Genomic DNA, 23,331 nt, shown 5'->3' on the forward strand with positions numbered 1-23,331 from the left:
TACTTTTCGCAAGGATCGCCCATGTCAGGCTGGTGGACCATTATCTCGACAGAAACGCCGGAACAGCTGGCCGATATGACGAAAATCAACAAGGACGCATTTCTCGCCACCTGGGAAGCGGGCCTGTTCGGCGCGGACTGGATCGCGCAATTGTGCACACAAGGCAAGGCAACCCAGCTGGCCTTCAACGGCTTTCCCAACCGCTACACGGCCCTGGCGGACGTCATCGCGCCACTGCTGCAAGCAGGCATTGCCGAGGCACAGGACGGTGAGTTTCTTCAAGACAAGCCCACGGGCTGGCCCGGCAGCATTACAGTGCACCCGGAGCGCATCGCCGCCTGCCAGGCCGGGCAACTGCTGACCATCGAAGTGTGGGACCAATCGTAAGTTGCACGCGTAAGTTGCACGCCACAAATACGAATGCGCAAGTCCGAGTTCCTGTTAATATTGCCAAATACTTAAATGGATGGCGCCATCCCCAGGACGGGCGCTACGCCATTCAAGCATCTGTGACGTATTTTCCTGCGATGCGGGCCACCTTTGCATAGACTTGTCCATCATGAAAAAACTGCTCCTGAGCACCCTCGCCGCCGGCTGTGCGCTGCTCACCAACGCCAGCGCCGCGCCTGTCGAAGACTTTATCGGCACCTGGAAACTGGAACGCACCACCGTCCCGAACTATGTCGTCATCAGGCAGGAAGGCGAGCGGCTCGTGGTGCTGCGCTATGCGCGCAATGTCCTCACCAACAAGATCACCGAGCGGCGCTTTCCCGCCAGCTATGCGAACGGCGACATCACCATCGCTGCGGGCGAGACAGTCATCGAGGCGCGCAGCGTGAACGACGTGGCGACCGTCAGGATGCTGGCGGAAGCGTACAAGAAGATTTCCTCGTCCACGGCCATGCCCACCAGTGAAGAAATGTCACAGATTTGAACCGCATCGTCGTCCGCCCCACCAGCGCCGCCGATTGGCCGGCGCTGAAGTCCACGCGCCTGGCCGCCCTGCTTGACGCCCCCACGGCCTTTGGCGCCAGCCACGCCAGCGCGGCCGCTTTTTCGGACGCCGACTGGCAGCAACGCGCCGTCAGCACGCCGCAGCGCACCTTTTTCCTCGCCTTCGATGCAGAACAGCCCATCGGCCTGGCCGCGCAGGTCGTGGCCGGCAATGGCGAGTGCCATCTGATCGCCATGTGGGTACATCCGGAATACCGGGGCCTGGCCGTGGCGCAAGGCCTGGTCGACGCCGTGAAACGATGCGCCGTGGACAATGGCCATTCCCGGCTGGTGCTCGACGTGGCACCGGAAAATGCCCGCGCCGCCGCGTTTTACCTGAAACAGGGCTTTGTCTTTTTACCGGAATGGGAAGCGCTGGAAAGCCATCCGCATATCAAGGTGCAGAAGATGGAGTGGCGGGCGCCGGCATAACGGCCTTATTTTCGGCCAGAATTTGTTATGTATCCGGCCAGTCTGCGGCCGGGAGATATCTTGCCATCGAATCCGGGAAAACAGCGGTTTCAAGCACTTCATTCATCCCAATTGACGCTCTGTCTTAAAAACCTGCTCATACCGGTGTTTTTTTCTACACTCGCGTTTTCATTCATGAATAGAAAGATCAGGTATGCGTGCCATTCAACGAGCGGGGCTTTTGCTGTGTTTGTGCGGTGCTGCGGCGCAAGCTTGCGCTGATACGGAACCAGCCGTGGAACAGGCCGGGCAGGATGCGGCGGCGTCGGTCAACGTGAAAGGCATCCGCGACCCGGACTGGAAGCCTTACAGTGCCATGCTCAAGGGCATTAAACGCTTCGAGGAAAAACATGCGCTGGCGCCCGGCGCCGAATTGCGTTTCATCCTGGAACCGCGCCGTGCCGATGTCGACATGCACGCCATCGCGCTGCGGCTGGAAAGCGACGAGACGGGCATGGCGATACCGCTGGGGGAAGACAATATTTTCACCCTGCCCGTCGAACAGGGTCCGCTGTATGACAAGGCCGAACTGACCGTAAACCGCAAGGCGGGCTCGGTCAGGTGGATACCCTACGTCAGGAGCGCGGCGACCAGCGACACGCTGCGCCGCCTGGGCGACCTGCGGCTGGCGTGCGAAGTCCATTGGGCCATCGACAAGGAAACCTTGCCTTTTGCCATGCGCACGACGATGAGCGCATTGGGCGGGCCGTGCAATTTCGTGTCGCAAAAGGGAACCTACAGCTTTTCGGAACCACGGCGCATCACGGCGGCAACGATCAGTTTTAATGGCAAGAGCGCGCCCGTGCCCTTCAGCGTCAGGTCGTTCACGCCGCCGCTGCGGGAACAGGACTGGAGCGACGACAGCGTGCTCGAGCTGACGTTCGCCGACGACTAGCTGGCGCGGCGCCCTATTTCACCCGCTGCTTTTCCAGCTTGCGCGCCAGGGTGCGCCGGTGCATGCCCAGCCTTCTCGCCGTTTCCGAGATATTGAAATCCGTCTCGGCCAGCATTTCGTGGATGCGTTCCCATTCCAGGGTCTTGATGTTGGTGGCGCGGTTCGTCAGTTCGATGTCGGCGTTGCCGGCCACGTGGCCGAAGGCCGCTTCGATGTCGTCCGTGTTCGACGGCTTCGCCAGGTACTGGCAGGCGCCCAGTTTGATGGCTTCGACGGCCGTGCCGATGCTGGCGTAGCCCGTCAGCACGACGATCAGCATCTCCGGGTCGTGCTGGTGCAGCATCTGCACGCAGGCCAGGCCCGAGGTATTGCCATTGAGCTTTAAATCGACGACGGCGTAGTCGGGGCAATGCTGTTCCAGCAAGGCGCTCGCCTCGTCGAAATTGGTGGCCAGGATGACCTGGTAGCCGCGCCGTTCGAACGAGCGGCCCAGGGTGCGGGCAAACGCGGCATCGTCTTCCACGATCAGTAACAGACGGTCATCCTGCATGGTGGTCGCTTTCTCTTTCCAGTTTGATGGCCGCCAGCGGCAAGGCCAGGTGCACCACCGCCCCGCCCTGCACCCTGTTGCGCGCCGTCACCGTACCGCCCAGGGTACGCGCGACATTCACCACGAGGAACAGACCGAGGCCGCCGCCGGGCTTGCCCTTGCTGCTTTGGTACGGTTTGCCCAGGTGCGTCAGCATCGACGGCTCGAAGCCGGGGCCCGCATCGGTGATGACCAGGTGCAAGGCGTCCGCTTCGCGCGTCGCTTCGAAGCGCAGCCACTCCGGCGACGCTTCCAGTGCATTGTCGAGCACATTGCAAATCGTTTGTTTCAGGGTCGAATCGAAGACGACGGGCACGTCGTGCTCGATGCGGTTATCGTACTCGAAATCCTGGATCGGGCGGCTGGTGCGCCATTCGTCGACCAGGTCGTTGAGGAAGGTGTTGATCGTCGTTTTCACGGACGATTCGCCGCGCGCCTCGCCCGCCGACAACAAAATGCCGCTGACGATGCTCTTGCAGCGCTGCAATTGCGCCTGCATTTCCGTGATTTCTTCCAGCAATTCGCTGTTCTTGCTCAATTCCGGCATGCGGCGCCAGTCGCCGAGGATCACGGACAGGGTCGCCAGCGGCGTACCCAGCTCGTGCGCGGCGCCCGAAGCCAGCAATCCCATGCGGATAATGTGCTCTTCTTCCGCCGCGCGCTGGCGCAAGTCCGCCACCTTGGCGTCGCCGGCGCGCTGGTTGCGGTTGATGCGTGTAATAAAGACCACCAGCAAGGCGGCGTTCAAGATAAAACAGATCAGCAAGCCTTGCACGTACAGGCTGGAAAAGCCCCGTTCCGGGTCGATCGGCAGGATCAAGGGGCCGGGCAGCAAGGCCAGGCCCGCCAGGCACAGGCTGGTGATGGCCACCATGATCCAGGTCGACCACACTTCCAGCAGCACGGCGCTGAGAATGACTTGCAGTAAGTACAGGAAGGCAAACGGGTTGCTGATGCCGCCGCTCAGGTAGAGCTGGGCCGTCAGCACGGTCACGTCGACCAGCAGGGCGAGGAACAGCGCCGTGTTGGACACGGGCTGGCGTTCGTGCCAGCGCAGCAGGCTGGCCAGGTTGAAGGCGATGAGGCAGGACAGCACTTCGAGCATGTAGGGCACGGGCAAGGCGATGCCCAGTCCCACGCCCACGCCGAAGATCGTGCTGATCTGGCCGATCACGGCCAGCCAGCGCAGCTGGATCAGCAGCTTCATGTTCTGGTGGCCGGCCGGATGTTCCATCTCGGCCGCCACGGCGCCGCGTTCTAAGACCTCGCGGTTGGGCAGGATCTCAATCCTGCCCGGCATGGTCGCTTTCTTGCGATGGATCAAGCTTCTTGCCACGCGCGCGACGGCGCTTGTTCTCGCGCACGATCCACCACGTGATACCGGCTACCATCAAGGCCAGCGCGAACCACGTCAGCGCATACACCAGGTGACTGTTGTGGAACGAGATCACGGTCAGGCCGCCGACGGGGGCGTCAACGGCAGTTTCCGACTTTGCCTTGGCGTCGACAAAATATGGCGCCACGTTGGTGAGCATGTGCGAAGCGGCGATGGCGGCCACGTCGCGCGAATACCAGTGCTGCGTGGCTGGACTGTTTTCGCGCAGGAAACCGCCGCCCGTCTCGCTGACGCGCAGCAAGCCGTCGACCTCGACGATGCCGGGCGGCGTGCCGGCGGCGATGCCGGCGCGCTTGGTTACGAAGCCGCGGTTGACCAGCACGGTGCTGCCGTCGGCCAGGCGCAATGGCGTGATTAACCAGTAGCCGCTGCCCAGTGCCGTCGTTGCTTGCACCAGGGTATTGAAAATGGGGAGATACGTACCGGAGAGTCGCACATGGCGGTATTCATCCGTTTGCTGCGTGACACTGGCCCAGGCTGCCGGTCCAGGTGCGTCCGTTGCGGGCGCATGTACGCGTTGTTCGACGCGCTCGATCAGGTCAAGCTTCCAGAACAGGCGCTTGACTTGCCAGGTGCCCAGGGCACAGAAACCGGCAAATAAGATCCCCGCCAGCAAGGCCAGTGCAATGCTTGAATAATGCACAGCCATGCCGCGTGGGCCTGGCGCGGCATCTTGCGATGCGGCGCCAGGGGCGCGCCCGGTGCTGTCTGGGCGCGTTTGACTCATCATGGAGCCGTTTTCGTATGCATGTACTCAGGCATCAGATCCGGCATCATGTTGTGGTTCATGTGGTACATCACCCACAGGGAACCGGCCATGGCGATACCCACGATCATGATCGTGAAGATCAGCGCCATCATGTTCCAGCCGCCTTCGGACTTGGTGTTCATGTGCAGGAAGTACACCATGTGCACCACCACTTGAACCGCCGCGAACGCCAGCAGGACCAGGCCCATGGTGCCCGAATTGGTGATGGCTTTCGTCATCACCAGCCAGAAAGGAATGGCCGTCAGGATCACCGACAGGATGAAGCCGATGGTGTAGCTTTTCAAGCTGCCATGATCGTGGTTGTCATGGTGGTGGCTATCGCCGTGTGTGTGGTGGTCGCTCATGGCAGCACTCCCATCAGGTAGACAAAGGTGAAGACGCCGATCCAGATGACGTCCAGGAAATGCCAGAACAGCGACAGGCACATCATGCGGCGGCCGTTTTCCGGGGTCAGACCATGCTTGTTCAACTGGAACATCAAAGTCACGAGCCAGATCACGCCGAACGTCACGTGCAAGCCGTGGGTGCCGACCAGGGCGAAGAACGACGACAGGAACGCGCTGCGCTGCGGACCGGCGCCTTCGTGGATCAGATGAATGAATTCATACATTTCCAGCGACAGGAAGGCCAGGCCGAACAGGCCCGTGATGCCCAGCCAGACCAGGGTGCTGCGCAATTGCTTGCGCTGCATGGCCAGCATGGCGAAGCCGTAGGTGATCGACGACAACAGCAGCATGGCCGTGTTGACGGCCACCAGCGGCAGGTCGAACAGCGCGGCGCCCGTCGGGCCGTCCGCGTAGCTGCGGCCGACCACGGCGTACGTGGCGAACAGACAGGCGAAGATCAGGCAATCGCTCATCAGGTAGAGCCAGAAACCCAGCAAGCTGCCGTTTTCCGGGTGGTGCTCGCGCACAAAGTAGCTGCGCGTGCTTGGTGCGGCGCCAGCGGCGCCGGTGTTATGGGCGATGGTATCAGACATGGCTGCTCAGCAATTTAGTATAAGCGTCTTCGGTACGGACCACTTCTTCCGCAGGAATGTAGTAATCGCGCTTGTAGTTAAAGGTATGGACGATGATCGTAATCATCATGACCACGAAGCCGACGGCGGCGACGAGCCACATTTGCCAGATCAGGCCAAAACCGACCAGTGCGGACAGTGCGGCGATCACGAAACCAGCCCAGGTGTTCTTCGGCATGTGGATCTTCGTGAAACCGGACGTCGGACGCTGGTAACCGTGTTTCTTCATGTCGGTCCATGCATCGAGTTCGTGCACTTGCGGCGTGAAGGCGAAATTATAGTCTGGCGGTGGCGACGACGTCGACCATTCCAGCGTGCGGCCGCCCCATGGGTCGCCGGTCACGTCGCGCAGGGCGTGACGGTTGCGGTAGCTGACGAAGAACTGGATCAGCATGGAAGCGATGCCCAGTGCGATCGAGACGGCGCCAAACCAGGCGATGATGGTCCAGATTTGCAGCGATGGATCTTCAAAGTGGTTGACACGACGGGTCACGCCCATCAGGCCCAGCACGTACAGCGGCATGAAGGCCAGGTAGAAGCCGACGAACCAGAACCAGAACGAGCACTTGCCCCAGAACGCGTCGAGCTTGTAGCCGAAGGCTTTCGGGTACCAGTAGTTGATTGCAGCGAACACACCGAACACCACGCCGCCGATAATCACGTTATGGAAGTGGGCAATCAGGAACAGGCTGTTGTGCAGCACGAAGTCCGCTGGAGGTACGGCCAGCAAGACGCCGGTCATGCCGCCGATGGTGAAGGTGACCATGAAGCCGATCGTCCACAGCATGGGCAGTTCAAAGCGGATACGGCCGCGGTACATGGTAAACAGCCAGTTGAAGATCTTCGCGCCCGTCGGGATCGAAATGATCATCGTCGTGATGCCGAAGAAGGAGTTGACGCTGGCGCCCGAACCCATGGTGAAGAAGTGATGCAGCCATACCAGGTACGACAGGATCATGATGACGCAGGTGGCGTACACCATCGAGGCGTAGCCGAACAAACGCTTGCTGCTGAAGGTGGCAACGACTTCCGAGAACACGCCGAACAGCGGCAGGATCAGGATGTAGACCTCAGGGTGACCCCAGATCCAGATCAGGTTGACGTACATCATGGCGTTGCCGCCCAGTTCCGTCGTGAAGAAGTTAAAGCCTGCAACGCGGTCCAGCGACAGCATGGCCAGCACGGCCGTCAGCACCGGGAAGGCGGCGACGATCAGGATGTTGGTGCACAGTGCGGTCCAGGTGAAGACCGGCATTTTCATCCAGGTCATGCCTGGCGCGCGCATCTTGACGATGGTGGCGATCAGGTTGACACCGGACAATAGCGTCCCGACCCCGGCAATCTGCAAGGACCAGATGTAATAGTCTACCCCCACGTCCGGACTGCCGACGATGCCCGACAGCGGCGGATACGCCAGCCAGCCCGTGCGGGCGAATTCGCCGACGAACAGCGAAGCCATGACCAGGGCAGCGCCCATGGTGGTCATCCAGAAGCTGAAGTTGTTAAGGAAAGGGAAAGCCACGTCGCGCGCGCCGATTTGCAGCGGCACCACGTAGTTCATCAGACCCGTCACGAAAGGCATCGCGACGAAGAAGATCATGATCACGCCGTGGGCGGTGAAGATCTGGTCGTAGTGATGCGGTGGCAGGAAGCCGGCATTGTCGCCGAAGGCGATCGCCTGCTGGGTGCGCATCATGAGCGCGTCGGCAAAGCCGCGCAGCAGCATGACCAGGCCCAGGATCATGTACATGATACCGATTTTTTTATGGTCGATACTGGTGATCCAGTCGCGCCACAGGGTACCCCAGACGCGGAAATACGTCAGTGCCGCAACGAGTGCGATACCGCCCAGGGCGACCATTGCAAAGGTCGCCAGCAGGATAGGTTCGTGAAATGGAATTGCATCCCAAGTCAGACGGCCGAATATAAGCTTCGTCAGATCAATATGGTCTAGCATTGTTACTCTCAGAGAAAAAAGGGAGGCGCCAGGCAAGCGGCGCCAGTATCTGCAGCGCAATGCGCTGCGGGATTCATGCAGTCGTTACTTGGCTTGAACGCCCTTTTCAACTACTGCATCGCTAGCGACTACTGCCGTTACGGCCGCTACCGGGCTTTTTGCCATCGTCAATTTGTATGGCTCGACCGGCGTCACGCACAGGGCGTCGGAAACGATGGTGCGGTTCAGAATTGCCTTGTACAGATCGCTAGGTACGGCGCTGTAGCGGCGGACCGGGTCGCGTTCGCTAGGCTGGGCCAGCGACAGGTAGTCGTCGCGGTTCAGCGCGCCGCCACCGGCACGTGCCGACTCCACCCATTTGTCGAAGTCCGCATCATTCACGCCGTGGAACTTGAAGCGCATGCCCGAGAAACCGGCACCGCTGTAGTTGGCGGAAAAGCCCTTGTAGACGCCAGGCTTGTTGATGACGGCATTCAGCTGCGTTTCCATGCCAGGCATGGCGTAGATCTGACCTGCCAGTGCGGGGATGAAGAACGAGTTCATGACGGACGACGCGGTGATCTTGAAGCGGATCGGACGATCGACTGGCGCGTACAGTTCATTCACGGAAGCGATGCCTTGCTCCGGATAGATGAACAGCCATTTCCAGTCCAGCGCCACGACTTCGACGATCATCGGCTTGTGGCTGGCAGGAATCGGACGGTTGGCGTCGATACGGCTCAGCGGACGATAAGGATCGAGGGTGTGGGTGCTGATCCAGGTCAGCAGGCCCAGCACGATGATGATCAGCAGGGGCGCGCCCCAGATGATCAGCTCGAGGCGAGTCGAGTGGTCCCAGTCCGGCTCGTATTTGGCCGCGGTGTTGTTTTTTCTATAGCGCCATGCGAAAAGCAGGGTCAGGGCGATTACCGGAACGATAATCAACAGCATCAGCAATGTCGAGATGACAATCAGATTGCCTTGCTGAACTGCGATGTCTCCGGACGGATTCAGTACCACCGTATTGCAACCAGCCAACAATGCGAGAGGTAAAAGAAGCAGTCCGCGACGAACTTTTAATGAAAACATACAGGAAAGTCCAGTACAGGGGATGAAGATATGGTACTGTATTCTCACTGGAGCGCGTTGGCAATTGGACGTTTTGTCCTACCCCTTGCTCGGATTTTCACTCGGTAGTTGCGGAGTTTTCCTACAGCTATCTATTGAATAGTCCTACTCCGGGCGTGAGACACCCGGGGTATGTTACGCGTTGGCCGAACTCGAAACTATATTGGAGACGATCATCATGTCCAGCACGCGCATACACAGCGGGGATGTACCCGCCGACTTTTCCCCTCACTCCCTGCGCGACGCAAGCGGGGCCGGCACGGTCGAATCGCATATCGACCCTGGTGAGATCGCCGTCGGCGTGATCATCGGCCGCGCTTCCGAATACTTTGACTTCTTTGTCTACGCCATCGCTTCGGTACTGGTGTTTCCGCGCGTCTTCTTCCCATTCGAAGAACGCCTGGAAGGTACTTTATATGCATTCCTGATTTTCTCGTTCGCCTTCATCGCCCGTCCGTTCGGCACCGTGATCTTCATGGAGATCCAGCGCCGCATGGGGCGCAGCGCCAAGCTGACCTTCGCCCTCTTCCTGCTGGGCGTGTCGACGGCCGGCATCGCCTTCCTGCCGACCTACTCCCACCTGGGCTTTGCCGCCATCGTCTGGCTGTCCGTGCTGCGCATCGGCCAGGGCGTGGCGCTCGGTGGTTCCTGGGATGGCTTGCCGTCGCTGCTGGCCCTGAACGCGCCGGAAAACAAGCGCGGCTGGTACGCCATGCTGGGCCAACTGGGCGCGCCCGCCGGCTTCCTGATCGCCGCCGGCCTGTTCTGGTTCATGCTGACCACCCTGACGGATGAAGACTTCCTCGACTGGGGCTGGCGCTATCCTTTCTATGTCGCCTTCGCCATCAACGTGGTGGCCCTGTTTGCCCGTCTGCGCCTGGTGTCGACGAATGAATATGCGCGCCTGCTCGACGAACGCGAACTGCAGCCCGTGAGCGTGTTTGAAATGAGTCGCGGCCAGGGCCGCAACGTGCTGATCGGCGCACTCGCCGCGCTGGCCAGCTATGCGCTGTTCCACCTGGTGACCGTGTTCCCGCTGTCGTGGATTTCCGTCTACCAGACCCGTTCCGCGCCGGACTTCCTGCAAATCCAGATGCTGGGTGCCGTGCTGGCCGCCGTCGGCGTGGTGATTTCCGGCTTGCTGGCCGATAAAGTGGGCCGCCGCACCACCCTGGGCGTGCTGGCCGTGCTGATCGCCATCTTCAGCGCCTTCGTGCCGACCCTGATGGGCGGCGGCAATACGGGCCAGGACGTGTTCATCCTCGTGGGCTTCAGCCTGCTGGGCCTGTCCTACGGCCAGGCAGCCGGCGCCGTGACGGCCAACTTCCCTGCCCGCTTCCGCTACACGGGTGCGGCCCTGACGTCCGACCTGGCATGGCTGGTCGGCGCCGGCTTCGCCCCGCTGGTCGCGCTGGGCCTGTCAGCCAACTTCGGCCTCGCCTATGTCAGCTTCTACCTGCTGTCAGGCGCCGTCGCCTCTCTGGCCGCGCTGAGCCTGAACCGGGCACTGGAAATCCGCGACTGACATATATGTATACAGCGCAGCGCGCGCAGCACTGAAAAAACGCCGGCACCGCCCGGCGTTTTTTCATGCCCCAGGCTGTATCTGGAGCCCGACCCGGCTTACTGTATCGCCAGCTGCCGTCCGCCCGTGCCCTCTTTCTTCGGCAAGTCCAGCAGCAGCACGCCATTTTCATAGCGGGCCTGCGCGCCGGCCTCGTCCACCTCGTGCGGCAGCACGAAGCTGCGGTACTGCTGGCCATACTCGCGTTCGCTGCGCACGGTCTTGCCGCCGCCGTCGCGCGTCACTCTTTCCTCCTTGAGTTCCGCGCTGATGGAGACGCGGTTGCCGTCGATGGACACCTTGATGTCGTCCTTGTTGACGCCGGGAATGTCTGCCTGCACCTGATAGGCTTGTTCGGTTTCGGAAATGTCGACACGCATGCGCGATGTGCCCCCTTCGCGCAGCCGCAAGGCGGGCGCAAAAAAATCGTGCATGAATTCTTCCATATCGCTGAAGGGGTCGAAACGCCCCAGCGGATGCTGCGGATCGCGGTGGATCAAATGATTGGCCATGATGTCCTCCTGCATGGGCTGGCTTGCACACGGCGGCCGCCTGCAAGGACGCCGCCACCTTCTGCATCTTAGGATGACAACAGCCAATCTCGTTGATCTGCCTCAATCGTGGCCAGCTTGATTTTCCCACCACTTTGATCTGTGTGTTGCCGCGCTTTGCACAGGCGTGCGAGTCGGCAATTGGGCACAAGACTGTTATGCTAGCGCACGCCATACTTGACCACCAGAAAACTTGCATTTCAATTAAAATTGATTTTTTCGCGACAGCCTTACACGGACATGATGAATACCAAGACCCCGATCGATTCCTTCAGCTTTCGCCGCATCCTCGCCCGCAACGTCACCTTGCCGCTGGTCATCGGGGTCGTCACGGCCCTCGTGTTCGTCGCCCTGATCGCCTACCTGCTGTCGGCCCTGCGCTCGGTCGAGCATTCCGAACGGGTGATCGGCAATGCGAACGAGGTCATGAAATTGTCCGTCGACCTGGAAACAGGCATGCGCGGCTACCTGCTGACGGGCGACGAAACGTTTCTGGCGCCATATAAATCGGGCAAGGCAAAGATCGCCGTCGAAATGAGCACCCTGCTCGAACTGGTGTCCGACAGTCCCATCCAGGTGGACCGCTTGCGCCGCATCCGCGCGCTGCAAGGCCAGTGGCTCGATTATGCCGAAGGCGTGATCGCCCAGCGCCGCAGCAACCAGGAATTCCTCGCGCGCGTGCGCCAGGGCGAAGGCAAGCTGGAATTTGACGAAATCCGCCGCGAATTCCTCGCCTTCCTGTCCATGGAGCAGCGGCTGCGCCAGGAACGGGCCGACACGGCCGAAAGCCGCACCATGCTGGCCGTGGTGGTCTTCCTCATCCTCAGCCTGGGATTGTCGGGCTTGCTCGCCTACCTGGGACGGCGCGAACTGCTGCGCCTGTCCGACATCTACAACGATGCGCTTGAGCAGCGCGGCAAGGATAATGACGTGCTGCAGGAGCAGGCGTGGCTGCGCACGGGGCAAACGGAACTGGCGGCCCACACGAGCGGCCAGCTGGGCTTGCCGCAACTGGGACGGCACGTGCTGGACTTCCTCGCCCACCGCCTCGACGTGGCCGTCGCCACCCTGTACGTCGTCGACGAGGATGGCAGCCTGCGCCGCACGGCCGTGTACGGCTTCAACGACCAGGGCGTGAAGGACAAGCCCGTCTTCAAGCTGGGCGAAGGCCTGGTGGGCGAGACGGCGCGCGAAAAGCGCCTCAAGCATGTACGGCAAGTGCCCGACGATTACCTGACCGTGACGTCAAGCCTGGGCCGCGGCACGCCGCTGGAACTGGTCTTGACGCCCGTCAACAACGAAGGCCTCGTCAACGGCGTCATCGAACTGGGCTTTACGCATCCCGTCAGTGCCCGCGCCAAGGAATGGCTGAACCTGATTGCCGCGAATGTCGGCACTTCGCTGGAAGCGGCCCTGTACCGCCAGCGCCTGCAAAACGTGCTGGAAGAAACCCAGCAACTGAATGAAGAACTGGAAGTGCAGCAGGAAGAATTGCGCACGGCCAATGAAGAGCTGGGCGAGCAGTCGCGCGTGCTGGAACAGTCGCAAGCCCACCTGGAAGAGCAAAAGGCGGCACTGGAACAGTCGAACGAGCAGCTGGCCGTGCAGGCGCTGTCGCTGGACCAGAAAAACATGGCCATCGGCGAAGCCCATGCACAGCTGGAAGCGCGCGCCGAAGAGCTGCAGCGGGCCAGCCGCTATAAATCCGAATTCCTGGCGAACATGTCGCACGAACTGCGCACACCACTGAACAGCTCGCTCATCCTGTCGAAGCTGCTGTCGGACAACACCAGCGGCAACCTGACGCCGGAGCAAGTGACCTTCGCGCAAACCATTTATTCGGCCGGCAACGATTTATTGACCCTCATCAACGATATCCTCGACATTTCCAAGGTCGAGGCGGGCAAGCTGGAATTGACGCCGGAAGCCGTGCCCTTCGACGAGCTGCTCAGCAGCATGAAGATGTTGTTCGGCGCCCAGGCACAGCAAAAGAAACTGGTGTTTGACGTCAAGGTGGCGCCGGACGCCCCGCCGTCATTCGTCAGCGACCGCCAGCGCCTCGAGCAAATCCTGAAAAACCTGCTGTCGAACGCCATCAAGTTTACCGACACGGGCAGCGTATCCCTGCACGTGAGCACCGCTGCGGCCGGCCAGGTGCGCTTCCAGGTGCAGGATACGGGCATCGGCATCGCCGGCGACCAGCAGCACAAGATTTTCGACGCCTTCCACCAGGCCGACGGCACCACCAGCCGCCGCTATGGCGGCACGGGCCTGGGCCTGTCGATTTCGCGCGACCTGGCCGCCTTGCTCGGTGGCAGCATCGAGCTGGCCAGCACACCCGGCCAGGGCAGCACGTTCACCCTCGTGCTGCCGGCCGTCATGCCGGAACGCGCGGCGGAAGCGGTCACGGTGCCCGCCGCCGCGCCGCAAGCGCCCGCAAAACCCGCCGCCGCGCCCAAGGCGGCGCCTGCCGCCAAGCCCGTGCCGCTGCCCACCTTCGAGGATGACCGCAATAGTGTGCCGGCCGTCAAGACGGGCCAGCGTTCCGTGCTGGTGATCGAGGATGAACCGTCGTTTGCCGGCATCCTGTTCGACCTCGCGCATGAAATGCAATACCGCTGCCTGGTGGCGCATGGCGCCGACGAAGGCTTGCGCCTGGCGCAAGAATTCCTGCCCGACGCCATCCTGCTCGACATGGGCTTGCCGGACCGCCCCGGCTTGCTGGTCTTGCAGCAGCTCAAGGAAAACCCGCTGACGCGCCACATTCCCGTGCACATCGTCTCCGGCAACGACCAGATCCAGGAAGCCATGCAACTGGGTGCCATCGGCTACGCCACCAAGCCGCGCACGCGCGAGCAGCTGAAGGAAGTGTTCCGCAAGCTCGAATCGAAGTTTACGCAGCAGATGAAGCGCATCCTGCTGGTCGAGGACGACGAACGCCAGCGCGAAAGCGTGGTCCACCTGATCAGCGACGACGACGTGGAAATCACGGCCGTGGCCTTGGGCGAACAGGCGCTGGAATTGCTGAAAACACAGATTTTCGACTGCATGATCATCGACTTGAAGCTGCCCGATATCCAGGGCAACGAGTTACTGGAACGCATGGAACATGAAGAGCTGTGCTCATTCCCGCCCGTCATCGTCTACACGGGCCGCAACCTGAGCCGCGAGGAAGAAGCGGACCTGATGAAGTATTCGCGCTCCATCATCATCAAGGGCGCCCGTTCGCCCGAACGCCTGCTCGACGAAGTCACCCTCTTCCTGCACAAGGTGGAATCGGAACTGTCGAGCGAGCGCCAGGGCATGCTGCAGCAGGTGCGCAGCCGCGAGCGGGTCTTCGAAGGGCGCAAGATCTTGCTGGTGGACGACGACGTGCGCAATATCTTTGCCCTGACAAATGCGCTGGAACAGAAAGGCGTGGTGGTGGAAATCGGCCGCAACGGCTTCGAAGCCATCAGCAAGCTCAACAGCGTGGACGATATCGACCTCGTGTTGATGGATGTCATGATGCCGGGCATGGATGGCCTGGAAGCGACGCGTCTGATTCGCGCCGATGGGCGCTACAACAAGCTGCCCATCATCGCGATTACGGCCAAGGCCATGAAGAATGACCAGGAAGAATGCCTGCAGGCGGGCGCTTCCGACTACCTGGCCAAACCGATCGACCTGGACCGTTTGTATTCGCTGCTGCGTGTGTGGATGCCGAAGATGGAACGCATGTGATGACACGCCATGCCCGGGAGCGGCGCTGATGTCCCTGCGCACCACGGACGCGCAACTGCAGGCGCTGATGGAAGCAATCTATCAGCGCTACAGCTATGACTTCCGCGACTACTCTTTACCCTCGCAGCGCCGGCGCCTGCATCAGGCGCTCGAACGCCTGCATTGCGCCGACTTGACTGCCTTGCAACAGCTGGTGCTGGACGATGCCGCCGCCTTTGGCAAGCTGCTGCAGATTTTGACCGTGCCCGTCACTCAAATGTTCCGCGACCCGGCGTTTTTCCGCGCCTTGCGCGAACAGGTGGTGCCCGTGCTGAAAACCTACCCGTCGCCGACCATCTGGGTGGCCGGCTGCTGCACGGGCGAAGAGGCGCTGTCGCTGGCCATCATGCTGCACGAGGAAGGCTTGCTTGAACGCAGCACGATTTACGCCACCGACATCAATCCGCAAGCGCTGGCCACGGCCGCGCGCGGCGTGTATCCGCTGCACCGGCTCGATGAGTATGGCGCCAACTACCTGGCCGCGGGCGGCCTGGGCCAGCTGACCGATTACTACACGGCCGAGCATGCGACGGCGCGCTTCCAGCAGCGCCTGCTCGACAGGATCAATTTTGCCGACCACAGCCTGTCCACGGACAGCGTTTTTATCGAAACGCAATTGATTTGCTGCCGTAACGTGCTGATTTACTTCAACAAAACCTTGCAGGAACGGGCCCTGGGCCTGTTCCACGACTCGCTGTGCCACCGGGGTTTCCTGGGCCTGGGCAGCAAGGAAAGCACGCATTTCACCCGCTTTGCCGCCGACTTCGAGCCATTGCCGGGTCCCGAAAAGCTCTACCGCAAGCGTGCGCCATCGCACGCCGCTTCCCACTACGCTGGACGGCAAAGCCATGCCAGGAATGAAACATGATGAATGAAACAAGCACCAAACTGCTGATCGTCGACGACTTGCCGGAAAACTTGCGCGCGCTCAATGCGCTGATACGCGAGAGCGACCGCAGCGTCTACCAGGCCTCCTCGGGCGAGGAAGCGCTGGCCCTGCTGCTGGAACACGATTTCGCGCTGGCCATCCTCGACGTGCAAATGCCGGAAATGGACGGCTTTGAGCTGGCGCAACTGATGCGCGGCACGGAAAAGACGCGCCACATCCCCATCGTCTTCGTCACGGCGGCCGGCAAGGAAATGAATTTCGCCTTCCAGGGCTATGAAAGCGGCGCCGTCGATTTCCTGCACAAGCCGCTCGACATCAATGCCGTGCAAAGCAAGGTCAACGTCTTCGTCGCCCTGCACCAGCAGCGCAGCGAGACGCGGCGCCAGGTGCAGGCGCTCGAGCACAGCCGCCAGCAGCAGGAAGCGCTGCTGAAAGAATTGCGCGCCACGCAGGCGGAGCTGCAGCGTTCGCTGCGCCTGCGCGACGAATTCATGTCCATGGTGGCGCACGAGCTGCGCACGCCATTAAATACGCTGTTCCTCGAGACGCAGATGCGCACCGTCAACCTGGAACGGGGCAACCTGGCCGCCTTCGAACCGGAAAAGCTGGGCAAGATGGTGGCGCGCGACGGGCGGCAAATCCGCAGCATGGTGCGCCTGATCGACGACATGCTCGACGTCTCGCGCATCACCAGCGGCAAGCTGTCGATCCGCCGCGAAGCCGTCGACCTGACCAGCCTGGTGCGCCGCGTGGCGGACGACCTGGCGCCGTATGCGGCCACGACGGGCAGCGTGCTGGAAGTGATGGCCTTCGAACCCATCCACGGTTACTGGGATGCCTTCCGCGTCGAGCAGATCGTTGTCAACCTGATCAGCAATGCCGTGCGCTACGGCCAGGGCCAGCCCGTGGAAATCAGCCTGGCGCACACGCAGAACAGCGCCGTCATCGAAGTGCGCGACCATGGCATCGGCATCAATGCGCGCGACCAGGAGCGCATCTTCGACGCCTTCGAGCGCGTCATCCACCAGGACCGCACGGGCGGCCTGGGCCTGGGCCTGTTCATCACCAAGCAGCTGGTCGATGCGCACGGCGGCGCCATCACCCTGCAAAGCCAGCCCGGCAATGGCGCCCTGTTCAGCGTCACCCTGCCGCTGGCCGGCAGCTGAGGCCCCCATGAGCAGCACATCCGCCCCCCGCAGCCAGGCCGGCGCCAGCGGCGTGGCCTTCCTGCTACAACTGGAACGCCGGCTGCGCCTGCTGCAAGACACGGGCGAGATCCTGTCCCTCTCGGCCCAGCTGCTGGGCCAGCGTCTGGGCGCCCAGCAAGTGGCGTGTTTCGATATTGACCAGACCCTGCAGTGCCCTACCCTGCAGCATGCGTGGAGCGACGGTCTGGCGCCGGGCGCCGCCGGCGAGTATTTCCTCGGCGATTATGCGGCCCGCCTTGCCGATGCGCTGGCGGCCGGCCAGGCGCTGGCCGTCAGCGATGTGGCCAGCGACCCGCGCACGGCCATGCCGGCCGCGCTGGCCACGTTTGCGCGCCTGGGCATCCGTGCCTTCCTGAACATTCCCATCGCCAAGGAGGGCCGGCTGGCGGCCCTGTTCGTCGTGCACAGCAGTGCGGCCCGCCTGTGGCATGCGGACGAGATCGAACTGGCCGTGCAAGTGTCGGAACGGGTCTGGTCGACCATTTTGCGGGCCCAGGCGGAAGCGCGCCTGCGCGCCCTCAGTGCCAGCATGGAAACGCAGGTGGCCGAGCGCACGCGCGAGTTCGGCCGCACCTGGAACGTCAGCCCCGATTTGCTGGGCGTGCTCAACCTGGACGGCTATTTCGAGCATTCGAACCCCGCCTGGCAAGCCACCCTGGGCTGGTCGGCCGAAGAAATCCGCACGACGCGCTTCCTGGAACTGATCCATCCCGAAGACTTGCCGCGCACGCATGCGGCCTGGGATGCGGCCAACCAGGGCCAGCCCGCCTTGCGCTTCGAAAACCGCTACCGCCACAAGCTGGGCGGCTGGCACTGGCTGTCGTGGGTGGCCGTGCCCGAAGGCGACAAGGTGTATTGCAGCGCGCGCGACATCACCGTGGAAAAGAAGCTGGAAGCGGACCTGGCCGCGCGCAACAGCGAGCGCGAGCGGCTGTGGCGCAGCGCGCAAGACTTGATGGTGGCCATCGATGCCGAAGGCTGCTTTGCCGCCGTCAACCCGGCCGCCGGCGCCATCCTGGGATGGTTGCCCGAGGAAATGCTGGGCCGCAGCCTGTTCGACTTCGTGCTGCCCGAGGATGCCGCCGCCACGCGCCAGGCGCTGGCGCACGTGTCGCAAGAAGCCATGCCCAGCTTTGAAAACCGCTACCGGCACCGCGATGGCGGCCACCGCTGGCTGTCGTGGGTAGCCGCGCCAGAAGGCGACCTGGTGTTTGCCACCGGACGCCATGTCACCCTGGAAAAGGAAGCGGAAAGCACCTTGCGCAGCATGCAGGAATCGTTGCGCCACAGCGAGATGGCCCTGCTGCAATCGCAAAAGCTCGAAGCGCTGGGCAAGCTGACGGGCGGCGTGGCCCACGACTTCAATAACGTGCTGCAAATTATCTCGGGCAATCTGCAGTTGCTGCAATTGACCCTGGACAACGACCCGCTGGCCGCCAAGCGCATCGCCAGCGCCTCGGCCGCCGTGGAACGGGGCGCCAAGCTGTCGGCCCAGTTGCTGGCCTTTGCGCGGCGTCAACCGCTAAAACCGCTGGTGACGGACCTGGCGCAACTGCTGCGCGCGACGGAAGAGCTGCTGCGGCGCGCCACCGGTGAAACCATCGAAACGCGCTTGCTGCTGGCCGACGACTGCTGGCGCGCCCTGGTCGATCCGCACCAGCTGGAAAACGTCATCCTCAACCTGGCCATCAACGCGCGCGACGCCATGGAAGGCCAGGGCCAGCTGACCATCGAACTCAGCAACAGCGTGCTGGGCAGCGACTACGCGGCGCGCCATGCGGACGTGGCGCCCGGCGACTACGTGCAGCTGGCCGTGTCGGATACGGGCACGGGCATTCCCGCGGAACTGCTGGACAAGATTTTCGAACCGTTCTTCACGACCAAGAAAGAAGGCGAAGGCACGGGACTGGGCCTGTCCATGGCGTACGGCTTCCTGCGCCAGAGCGGCGGCCACCTGACCGTGGACAGTTTGCCGGGCCATGGCAGCACCTTCCGCATCTATCTGCCGCGCTCGCTCGAAGCGGAAACGGAGCTGCCGCTGCAACTGGGCGGCCCCGTGCTGGGCGGCAAGGAAACCATCCTCGTCGTGGAAGACGACGTGCAGGTGCAGACGACGGTGGTGGACATGTTGCGCGGCCTCGGCTATGCCGTGCTGCGCGCCAGCGATGGCGAAAGCGCGCTGGCCATCATCGGCAGCGGCGTGCCCATCGACCTGCTGTTTACGGACGTGGTGATGCCAGGCAAGGTCGCCAGCACGGCGCTGGCGCGCCAGGCCCGCGTGCTGCTGCCGCAGCTGGCCGTGCTGTTTACCTCGGGCTACACGCAGGACGCCATCATGCAGGGCGGGCGGCTGGAACCGGGCGTGGAATTGTTGAGCAAGCCATACCGGCGCGAAGACCTGGCGCGGCGCATCCGCCACCTGCTGGCCAACCGCCAGCACGTGACAGCCCTGCACCAGTACCGCGCGCAACTGGCGCCGCAGCCGGCAACAGCGCCGCCGGGTATGCGTCACATCCTCCTGGTGGAAGACAATGCGGACGCGCGCGCCATGACGGGCGACCTGCTGGCCATGCTGGGACATACGGTGCTGGCCGTGGGCACGGCCGAGGAAGCCTTGCCCCTGCTGGCCACGCCGGGGCTGGACCTGCTGCTGACCGATATCAGCCTGCCGCGCATGTCGGGCGCCGAGCTGGCCGAACTGGCGGCGCGCGACCATCCGCGGCTGGAAGTGGTGTTTTCCACGGGCCACGCGCCGGCCAATTCCGGCGTGCTGGACCCGCAAGCGCGCTTCCTGGTGAAACCATTTACCGTCGAGCAGTTGCAGCAAGCCTTGCTGCCGCCGGCTTAGTAAACGTCGAGCCGGCGCGCCTTCAGTGCGCCGGCCAGCTCTTCCAGGCCAAACGGCTTGCGCAGGAAACGCGCGCTGGCGTCCTGCATCAGGCTGGCGCCCCAATCATGCCCGGAAGCAAATACGACGTCCAGCTGCGGCCAGTGCGCGCGCGCATGCCGCGCCAGTTCCAGGCCGGACATGGTGGGCAGGCTGATGTCCGTCACCAGCACGTCCAGCCCAGGCATGGCCAGCAGGGGCAAGGCTTCCTCGGCGCTGGCCACGCCGTGCACGGTGTGGCCCAGCATATTGAGCATTTCCGTCGTCATTTCGCGCGCATCGTCATTGTCTTCCACCAGCAGGATGCGCCGCCCGGACGGGTCGGGCGCGCCCACCAGGCGGCGGTCGGCCAGCACATGGCGGATGCGCCGCGCCAGGTCTTCGCGCTGATAGGGTTTGCTCAATAATTCAACGCCCGGATCCAGCCGCCCGCCCTGCATGATGGCGTTGTGCGTATAGCCCGAGGTAAACAAGACGGCCAGTTCCGGCAGCAGCAGCCTGGCCTGCTGCGCCAGTTCCTTGCTGCTGACGGGCCCCGGCATGACGACGTCCGTAAACAGCAGGTCGATGGCCACGCCCGTGCCCAGCAGGGCCAGGGCCGAGGCGCCGTCATCCGCATGCAGCACGTCGTAACCGAGGCCGCGCAGCATGTCGACCACCGTATGTTGCACTGGCGCATCGTCTTCCACCACGAGGATAGTCTCGCTGCCGCCCAGCACGGGGCCCGTCAGGCCCGGCGGCGGCTCGGCCAGCTTTTCCAGCGAACGGGGCAGATAAATCTTGAACGTCGTGCCGGCGCCCGGCGCGCTGTGCACCTTGATGTGGCCCGCGCTCTGGCGGATGAAGCCGTAGGCCATGGACAAGCCCAGGCCCGTGCCCTCGCCTTCGCGCTTGGTGGTGAAGAAGGGCTCGAAAATCTGGTCGATCACGTCGCGCGCCATGCCGTGGCCCGTGTCGGTGATGGTCAGCAGCACGTATTGCCCTTCCAGCACGTCCGCATGCCGGCTGGCGTAGTCCGCATCGAGCGTGACATTGCTCAAGGTAAAAGTGAGGCGGCCGCCCTTGTCCATCGCATCGCGCGCGTTGATGGCCATGTTCAGCAGCACGTTTTCCATCTGGTTCGGGTCGACCAGGGTATGCCACAAGCCTTCGCTGATGAAGGTTTCCTCGGCAATCGCTTCGCCCAGGGCGCGGCGGATCAGCTCATGCATGCGGCGCAGCAAGCGTCCCAGGTCCGTCACCAGCGGCCGCAACGGTTGACGCCGCGCAAAGGCCAGCAGTTGCGACGACAGCTTGGCGCCCCGTTCGACTGCCGAGGCCGCCGAAGCGAGGCGCCTGGCCGCCTGCGGATTGTCGGCCACCGTCAGTTTCAGCAACTGCAAATTGCCCGAGATAATTTGCAGCACGTTATTAAAATCGTGGGCCACGCCGCCCGTCAACTTGCCGATCGATTCGAGCTTCTGTGCCTGCAATAAAGCTTGCTCGCTGCGCACCAGTGCCAGCCGCGCCTCCTTCTCGTCCGTGACGTCGCGGCCGATGGCGTGGATCAGCTTTTGCGCCGGCACGGCCGTCCAGGAAATCCAGCGGTAGCCGCCATCGCGGCGGCGGTAACGGTTTTCCATGCGCAAGGTGGGCGCGCCGTGGGCCAGGCGCGACAAGTCCTTCAAGGCCGCCATGCGGTCGTCCGGATGCACGAGGCTGATGAAATCCATGCCCAGCGACTCGATTTCAGGCCGGTCGAGAATCTTGCTCCAGGCGGGATTGACGGCGATGATCATGCCGGCCAGGTCCGCCACCAGCATGATGTCGGTCGACAGCCGCCACATGCGGTCGCGGTCGGCCGTGCGGTTGGCCATTTCCACTTCCAGCGAGGAATTCAGGTAGGCCATTTTTTCCAGCACGTTCTTCTGTTCCTGCACGTCCGTATTCGTGCCCACCCAGCGCAGCACCGTGCCCGCCTCGTCGAACAGGGGCAAGGCGCGCGCCAGGAACCAGCGGTAGGCGCCGTCGCTGGCGCGGCGCATGCGGAATTCGTGTTCGTAGGCGCTGGCGGTGGCGACGGCCCGCTCCCAGCTTTTTTGCGTGGCCTGCACATCGTCCGGATGCACGCACTGGCGAAAACCGGTGGACACGAGCGACTTCATCGATTGCCCCGTGTATTCGCACACCTGTTGGTTGACCCAGTAGGTGGCGCCGCTGCCATGCGCCAGCCAGGCCTGGTTGGGCATGGTCGAGGCCAGCGAACGGAACTGCGCTTCGCTGTCGAGCAAGGCATTGCGCGCCTGCCAGTGTTCGTCGATATCCTCGCAGGAGCCATACCATTTCACGGGCTGGCCCCGCTCGTCGAGCCGGCAGTAGGCGCGCGAATGCACCCAGCGGTAGCGGCCGTCCTGCCGGCGCACGCGCATTTCCTGGTCCAGCGGCTGGCCGCTGCCCACCGCTTCGCTCCAGGCCGCCAGGGAATGGGGCACGTCCTCGGGGTGGATGGCGTCCAGCCAGCTGGTGCCCAGGCCGCTGCCGCCCGTCCATTCGCGCCAGCGCTGCGCCACATAATCGAGCTTGCCGTCGACGTCGGCCGTCCACAGCACTTGCGTGTTCAGTTCTATGGCGTAATGAAAATGTTCGCGGCTGTCGTGCAGCGCCTGTTCCAGCTGGCCCCGCTCGATGACATGCGCGGCCACGCGAGCGGCCAGCGCCAGCAATTCGGTCTCGGGTTGCGTGGGATGGCATGGCGCCTGGAAAAACAGGCCCAGCACGCCCAGGATATGCCCCTTGGCGCCGAAGACGGGGGCGACCCAGCAGGCGCGATAGCCGTGCAGCATGGCTTCCTTGCGCCCCGCGCTCCAATTCACGTCACGCGTGATGTCGCCGCAATACACGGGCGCGCCGGAAAAGGCCGCCGTACCCAACGGGGATGGCTGGTCGCCGCCGTGGCGCAGGGCCAGGCACAGGTCTTGCGGCAGGCTGGGCGCGGACAGGCCGCAAAAGCGGTCGGCTTCGTCGATGAGCAAGAGGCAGGCATGCGCGCCGCCCTCGGCCAGGTCTTGCAGCGCCAGCAACAAATGCTCCAATGCATGAGCCAGGTCGGCGCCGGCCGCGATGCTGCCCAGCGCAGTATGCTCGGCGTCCAGCAAGGAAAGAATGTTGTTTGCGTGCACCGTGTCGATAAGGGGAAAACTGATGCCCGAAATATACCATGGGGCACCCCTCTTGCAGGAGGAAAACAGCTCAGCGCTTGATCTCTGCGCCCACGCGGGCCTATGCTAAAGTGTTGC

18 protein-coding genes are annotated in these 23,331 nt (G+C 62.8%); 9 read left to right on the forward strand and 9 right to left on the reverse strand.

Annotated features, from left to right (window positions below):
- The first annotated feature begins 21 nt into the window (after nucleotides 1-21).
- The 4 genes from BZG29_RS15685 (at nucleotide 22) to BZG29_RS15700 (ending at nucleotide 2,359) form a co-directional block, all read left to right on the forward strand.
- A complete protein-coding gene (locus tag BZG29_RS15685) occupies nucleotides 22-387 on the forward strand; it encodes a hypothetical protein (RefSeq protein WP_077404626.1) in 366 nt (121 codons plus the stop codon).
- 172 nt (nucleotides 388-559) lie between these two features.
- The gene (locus BZG29_RS15690) at nucleotides 560-934 is read left to right on the forward strand and encodes a hypothetical protein (protein WP_150130938.1); all 375 of its coding nucleotides are present in this window, start codon (nucleotides 560-562) and stop codon (nucleotides 932-934) included.
- Nucleotides 931-1,425 carry an N-acetyltransferase gene (locus BZG29_RS15695; protein ID WP_077404632.1) on the forward strand — a complete coding sequence of 165 codons (495 nt, stop codon included), beginning with the start codon at nucleotides 931-933 and terminating at the stop codon, nucleotides 1,423-1,425. The genes BZG29_RS15690 and BZG29_RS15695 overlap by 4 nt, the downstream gene beginning before the upstream one ends.
- A 274-nt stretch (nucleotides 1,426-1,699) precedes the next feature.
- Nucleotides 1,700-2,359, forward strand: a complete 660-nt coding sequence (locus BZG29_RS15700) for a hypothetical protein (protein WP_077404635.1) — start codon at nucleotides 1,700-1,702, stop codon at nucleotides 2,357-2,359.
- Nucleotides 2,360-2,372: 13 nt separating this feature from the next.
- Here BZG29_RS15700 and BZG29_RS15705 read toward each other — a convergent pair whose 3' ends face one another.
- From BZG29_RS15705 to cyoA, 7 genes are all read right to left on the reverse strand, one after another.
- A complete protein-coding gene (locus BZG29_RS15705; protein ID WP_034788474.1) occupies nucleotides 2,373-2,909 on the reverse strand; it encodes a response regulator transcription factor in 537 nt (178 codons plus the stop codon).
- Entirely contained in the window at nucleotides 2,899-4,248 is a 1,350-nt protein-coding gene (locus BZG29_RS15710) for an ATP-binding protein (protein ID WP_034788477.1), read from the reverse strand. Before BZG29_RS15710 ends, BZG29_RS15705 begins: the two co-directional genes overlap by 11 nt.
- Nucleotides 4,232-4,993 (reverse strand): SURF1 family protein, encoded by a 762-nt coding sequence (locus tag BZG29_RS15715; RefSeq protein ID WP_253192597.1) that lies wholly within the window; start codon nucleotides 4,991-4,993, stop codon nucleotides 4,232-4,234. Before BZG29_RS15715 ends, BZG29_RS15710 begins: the two co-directional genes overlap by 17 nt.
- A 77-nt stretch (nucleotides 4,994-5,070) precedes the next feature.
- A complete protein-coding gene (gene cyoD, locus BZG29_RS15720) occupies nucleotides 5,071-5,457 on the reverse strand; it encodes a cytochrome o ubiquinol oxidase subunit IV (RefSeq protein WP_034748058.1) in 387 nt (128 codons plus the stop codon).
- Nucleotides 5,454-6,092: a cytochrome o ubiquinol oxidase subunit III gene (gene cyoC / locus BZG29_RS15725; RefSeq protein WP_034788486.1), complete on the reverse strand. Its 639-nt coding sequence runs from the start codon at nucleotides 6,090-6,092 to the stop codon at nucleotides 5,454-5,456. The genes cyoD and cyoC overlap by 4 nt, the downstream gene beginning before the upstream one ends.
- On the reverse strand, nucleotides 6,085-8,088 hold the full coding sequence (cyoB, locus tag BZG29_RS15730) for a cytochrome o ubiquinol oxidase subunit I (protein WP_077404642.1): 2,004 nt from the start codon (nucleotides 8,086-8,088) through the stop codon (nucleotides 6,085-6,087). The genes cyoC and cyoB overlap by 8 nt, the downstream gene beginning before the upstream one ends.
- An 84-nt stretch (nucleotides 8,089-8,172) precedes the next feature.
- Nucleotides 8,173-9,156 (reverse strand): ubiquinol oxidase subunit II, encoded by a 984-nt coding sequence (gene cyoA / locus BZG29_RS15735; protein ID WP_170909664.1) that lies wholly within the window; start codon nucleotides 9,154-9,156, stop codon nucleotides 8,173-8,175.
- Nucleotides 9,157-9,373: 217 nt separating this feature from the next.
- Here cyoA and BZG29_RS15740 point away from each other — a divergent pair, with 217 nt between their 5' ends.
- Nucleotides 9,374-10,720, forward strand: a complete 1,347-nt coding sequence (locus BZG29_RS15740; protein WP_077404645.1) for an MFS transporter — start codon at nucleotides 9,374-9,376, stop codon at nucleotides 10,718-10,720.
- Between the two features lie 98 nt (nucleotides 10,721-10,818).
- On the opposite strand, the gene BZG29_RS15745 is transcribed toward BZG29_RS15740, so the two are convergent.
- The gene (locus BZG29_RS15745; RefSeq protein ID WP_077409129.1) at nucleotides 10,819-11,271 is read right to left on the reverse strand and encodes an Hsp20/alpha crystallin family protein; all 453 of its coding nucleotides are present in this window, start codon (nucleotides 11,269-11,271) and stop codon (nucleotides 10,819-10,821) included.
- Between the two features lie 282 nt (nucleotides 11,272-11,553).
- Here BZG29_RS15745 and BZG29_RS15750 point away from each other — a divergent pair, with 282 nt between their 5' ends.
- Genes BZG29_RS15750 through BZG29_RS15765 form a run of 4 tightly spaced genes read left to right on the forward strand, consistent with a single transcriptional unit; the run spans nucleotide 11,554 to nucleotide 20,017 of the window.
- Entirely contained in the window at nucleotides 11,554-15,033 is a 3,480-nt protein-coding gene (locus BZG29_RS15750) for a response regulator (RefSeq protein ID WP_077409130.1), read from the forward strand.
- Between the two features lie 28 nt (nucleotides 15,034-15,061).
- On the forward strand, nucleotides 15,062-15,940 hold the full coding sequence (locus BZG29_RS15755; protein ID WP_077404647.1) for a CheR family methyltransferase: 879 nt from the start codon (nucleotides 15,062-15,064) through the stop codon (nucleotides 15,938-15,940).
- Nucleotides 15,937-17,127 carry a hybrid sensor histidine kinase/response regulator gene (locus BZG29_RS15760; RefSeq protein WP_077404650.1) on the forward strand — a complete coding sequence of 397 codons (1,191 nt, stop codon included), beginning with the start codon at nucleotides 15,937-15,939 and terminating at the stop codon, nucleotides 17,125-17,127. The genes BZG29_RS15755 and BZG29_RS15760 overlap by 4 nt, the downstream gene beginning before the upstream one ends.
- Before the next feature lie 7 nt (nucleotides 17,128-17,134).
- A complete protein-coding gene (locus tag BZG29_RS15765; protein ID WP_171985029.1) occupies nucleotides 17,135-20,017 on the forward strand; it encodes a PAS domain-containing protein in 2,883 nt (960 codons plus the stop codon).
- On the opposite strand, the gene BZG29_RS15770 is transcribed toward BZG29_RS15765, so the two are convergent.
- A complete protein-coding gene (locus BZG29_RS15770; RefSeq protein ID WP_253192598.1) occupies nucleotides 20,014-23,214 on the reverse strand; it encodes a PAS domain-containing protein in 3,201 nt (1,066 codons plus the stop codon). The genes BZG29_RS15765 and BZG29_RS15770 overlap by 4 nt on opposite strands.
- Between the last annotated feature and the right edge of the window lie 117 nt (nucleotides 23,215-23,331).

The sequence above is a fragment of the Janthinobacterium sp. LM6 genome, from assembly GCF_002002885.1.
GTDB lineage: Bacteria > Pseudomonadota > Gammaproteobacteria > Burkholderiales > Burkholderiaceae_D > Janthinobacterium > Janthinobacterium kumbetense.

Coding starts and splice junctions, on each gene's coding strand:
- BZG29_RS15685 (WP_077404626.1), top strand. CDS start 22: ATGTCAGGCTGGTGGACCATTATCTCGACAGAAACGCCGGAACAGCTG.
- BZG29_RS15690 (WP_150130938.1), top strand. CDS start 560: ATGAAAAAACTGCTCCTGAGCACCCTCGCCGCCGGCTGTGCGCTGCTC.
- BZG29_RS15705 (WP_034788474.1), bottom strand. CDS start 2,909: ATGCAGGATGACCGTCTGTTACTGATCGTGGAAGACGATGCCGCGTTT.
- BZG29_RS15710 (WP_034788477.1), bottom strand. CDS start 4,248: ATGCCGGGCAGGATTGAGATCCTGCCCAACCGCGAGGTCTTAGAACGC.
- BZG29_RS15715 (WP_253192597.1), bottom strand. CDS start 4,993: ATGGCTGTGCATTATTCAAGCATTGCACTGGCCTTGCTGGCGGGGATC.
- cyoD (WP_034748058.1), bottom strand. CDS start 5,457: ATGAGCGACCACCACACACACGGCGATAGCCACCACCATGACAACCAC.
- cyoC (WP_034788486.1), bottom strand. CDS start 6,092: ATGTCTGATACCATCGCCCATAACACCGGCGCCGCTGGCGCCGCACCA.
- cyoB (WP_077404642.1), bottom strand. CDS start 8,088: ATGCTAGACCATATTGATCTGACGAAGCTTATATTCGGCCGTCTGACT.
- cyoA (WP_170909664.1), bottom strand. CDS start 9,156: ATGTTTTCATTAAAAGTTCGTCGCGGACTGCTTCTTTTACCTCTCGCA.
- BZG29_RS15740 (WP_077404645.1), top strand. CDS start 9,374: ATGTCCAGCACGCGCATACACAGCGGGGATGTACCCGCCGACTTTTCC.
- BZG29_RS15745 (WP_077409129.1), bottom strand. CDS start 11,271: ATGGCCAATCATTTGATCCACCGCGATCCGCAGCATCCGCTGGGGCGT.
- BZG29_RS15750 (WP_077409130.1), top strand. CDS start 11,554: ATGAATACCAAGACCCCGATCGATTCCTTCAGCTTTCGCCGCATCCTC.
- BZG29_RS15755 (WP_077404647.1), top strand. CDS start 15,062: ATGTCCCTGCGCACCACGGACGCGCAACTGCAGGCGCTGATGGAAGCA.
- BZG29_RS15760 (WP_077404650.1), top strand. CDS start 15,937: ATGATGAATGAAACAAGCACCAAACTGCTGATCGTCGACGACTTGCCG.
- BZG29_RS15765 (WP_171985029.1), top strand. CDS start 17,135: ATGAGCAGCACATCCGCCCCCCGCAGCCAGGCCGGCGCCAGCGGCGTG.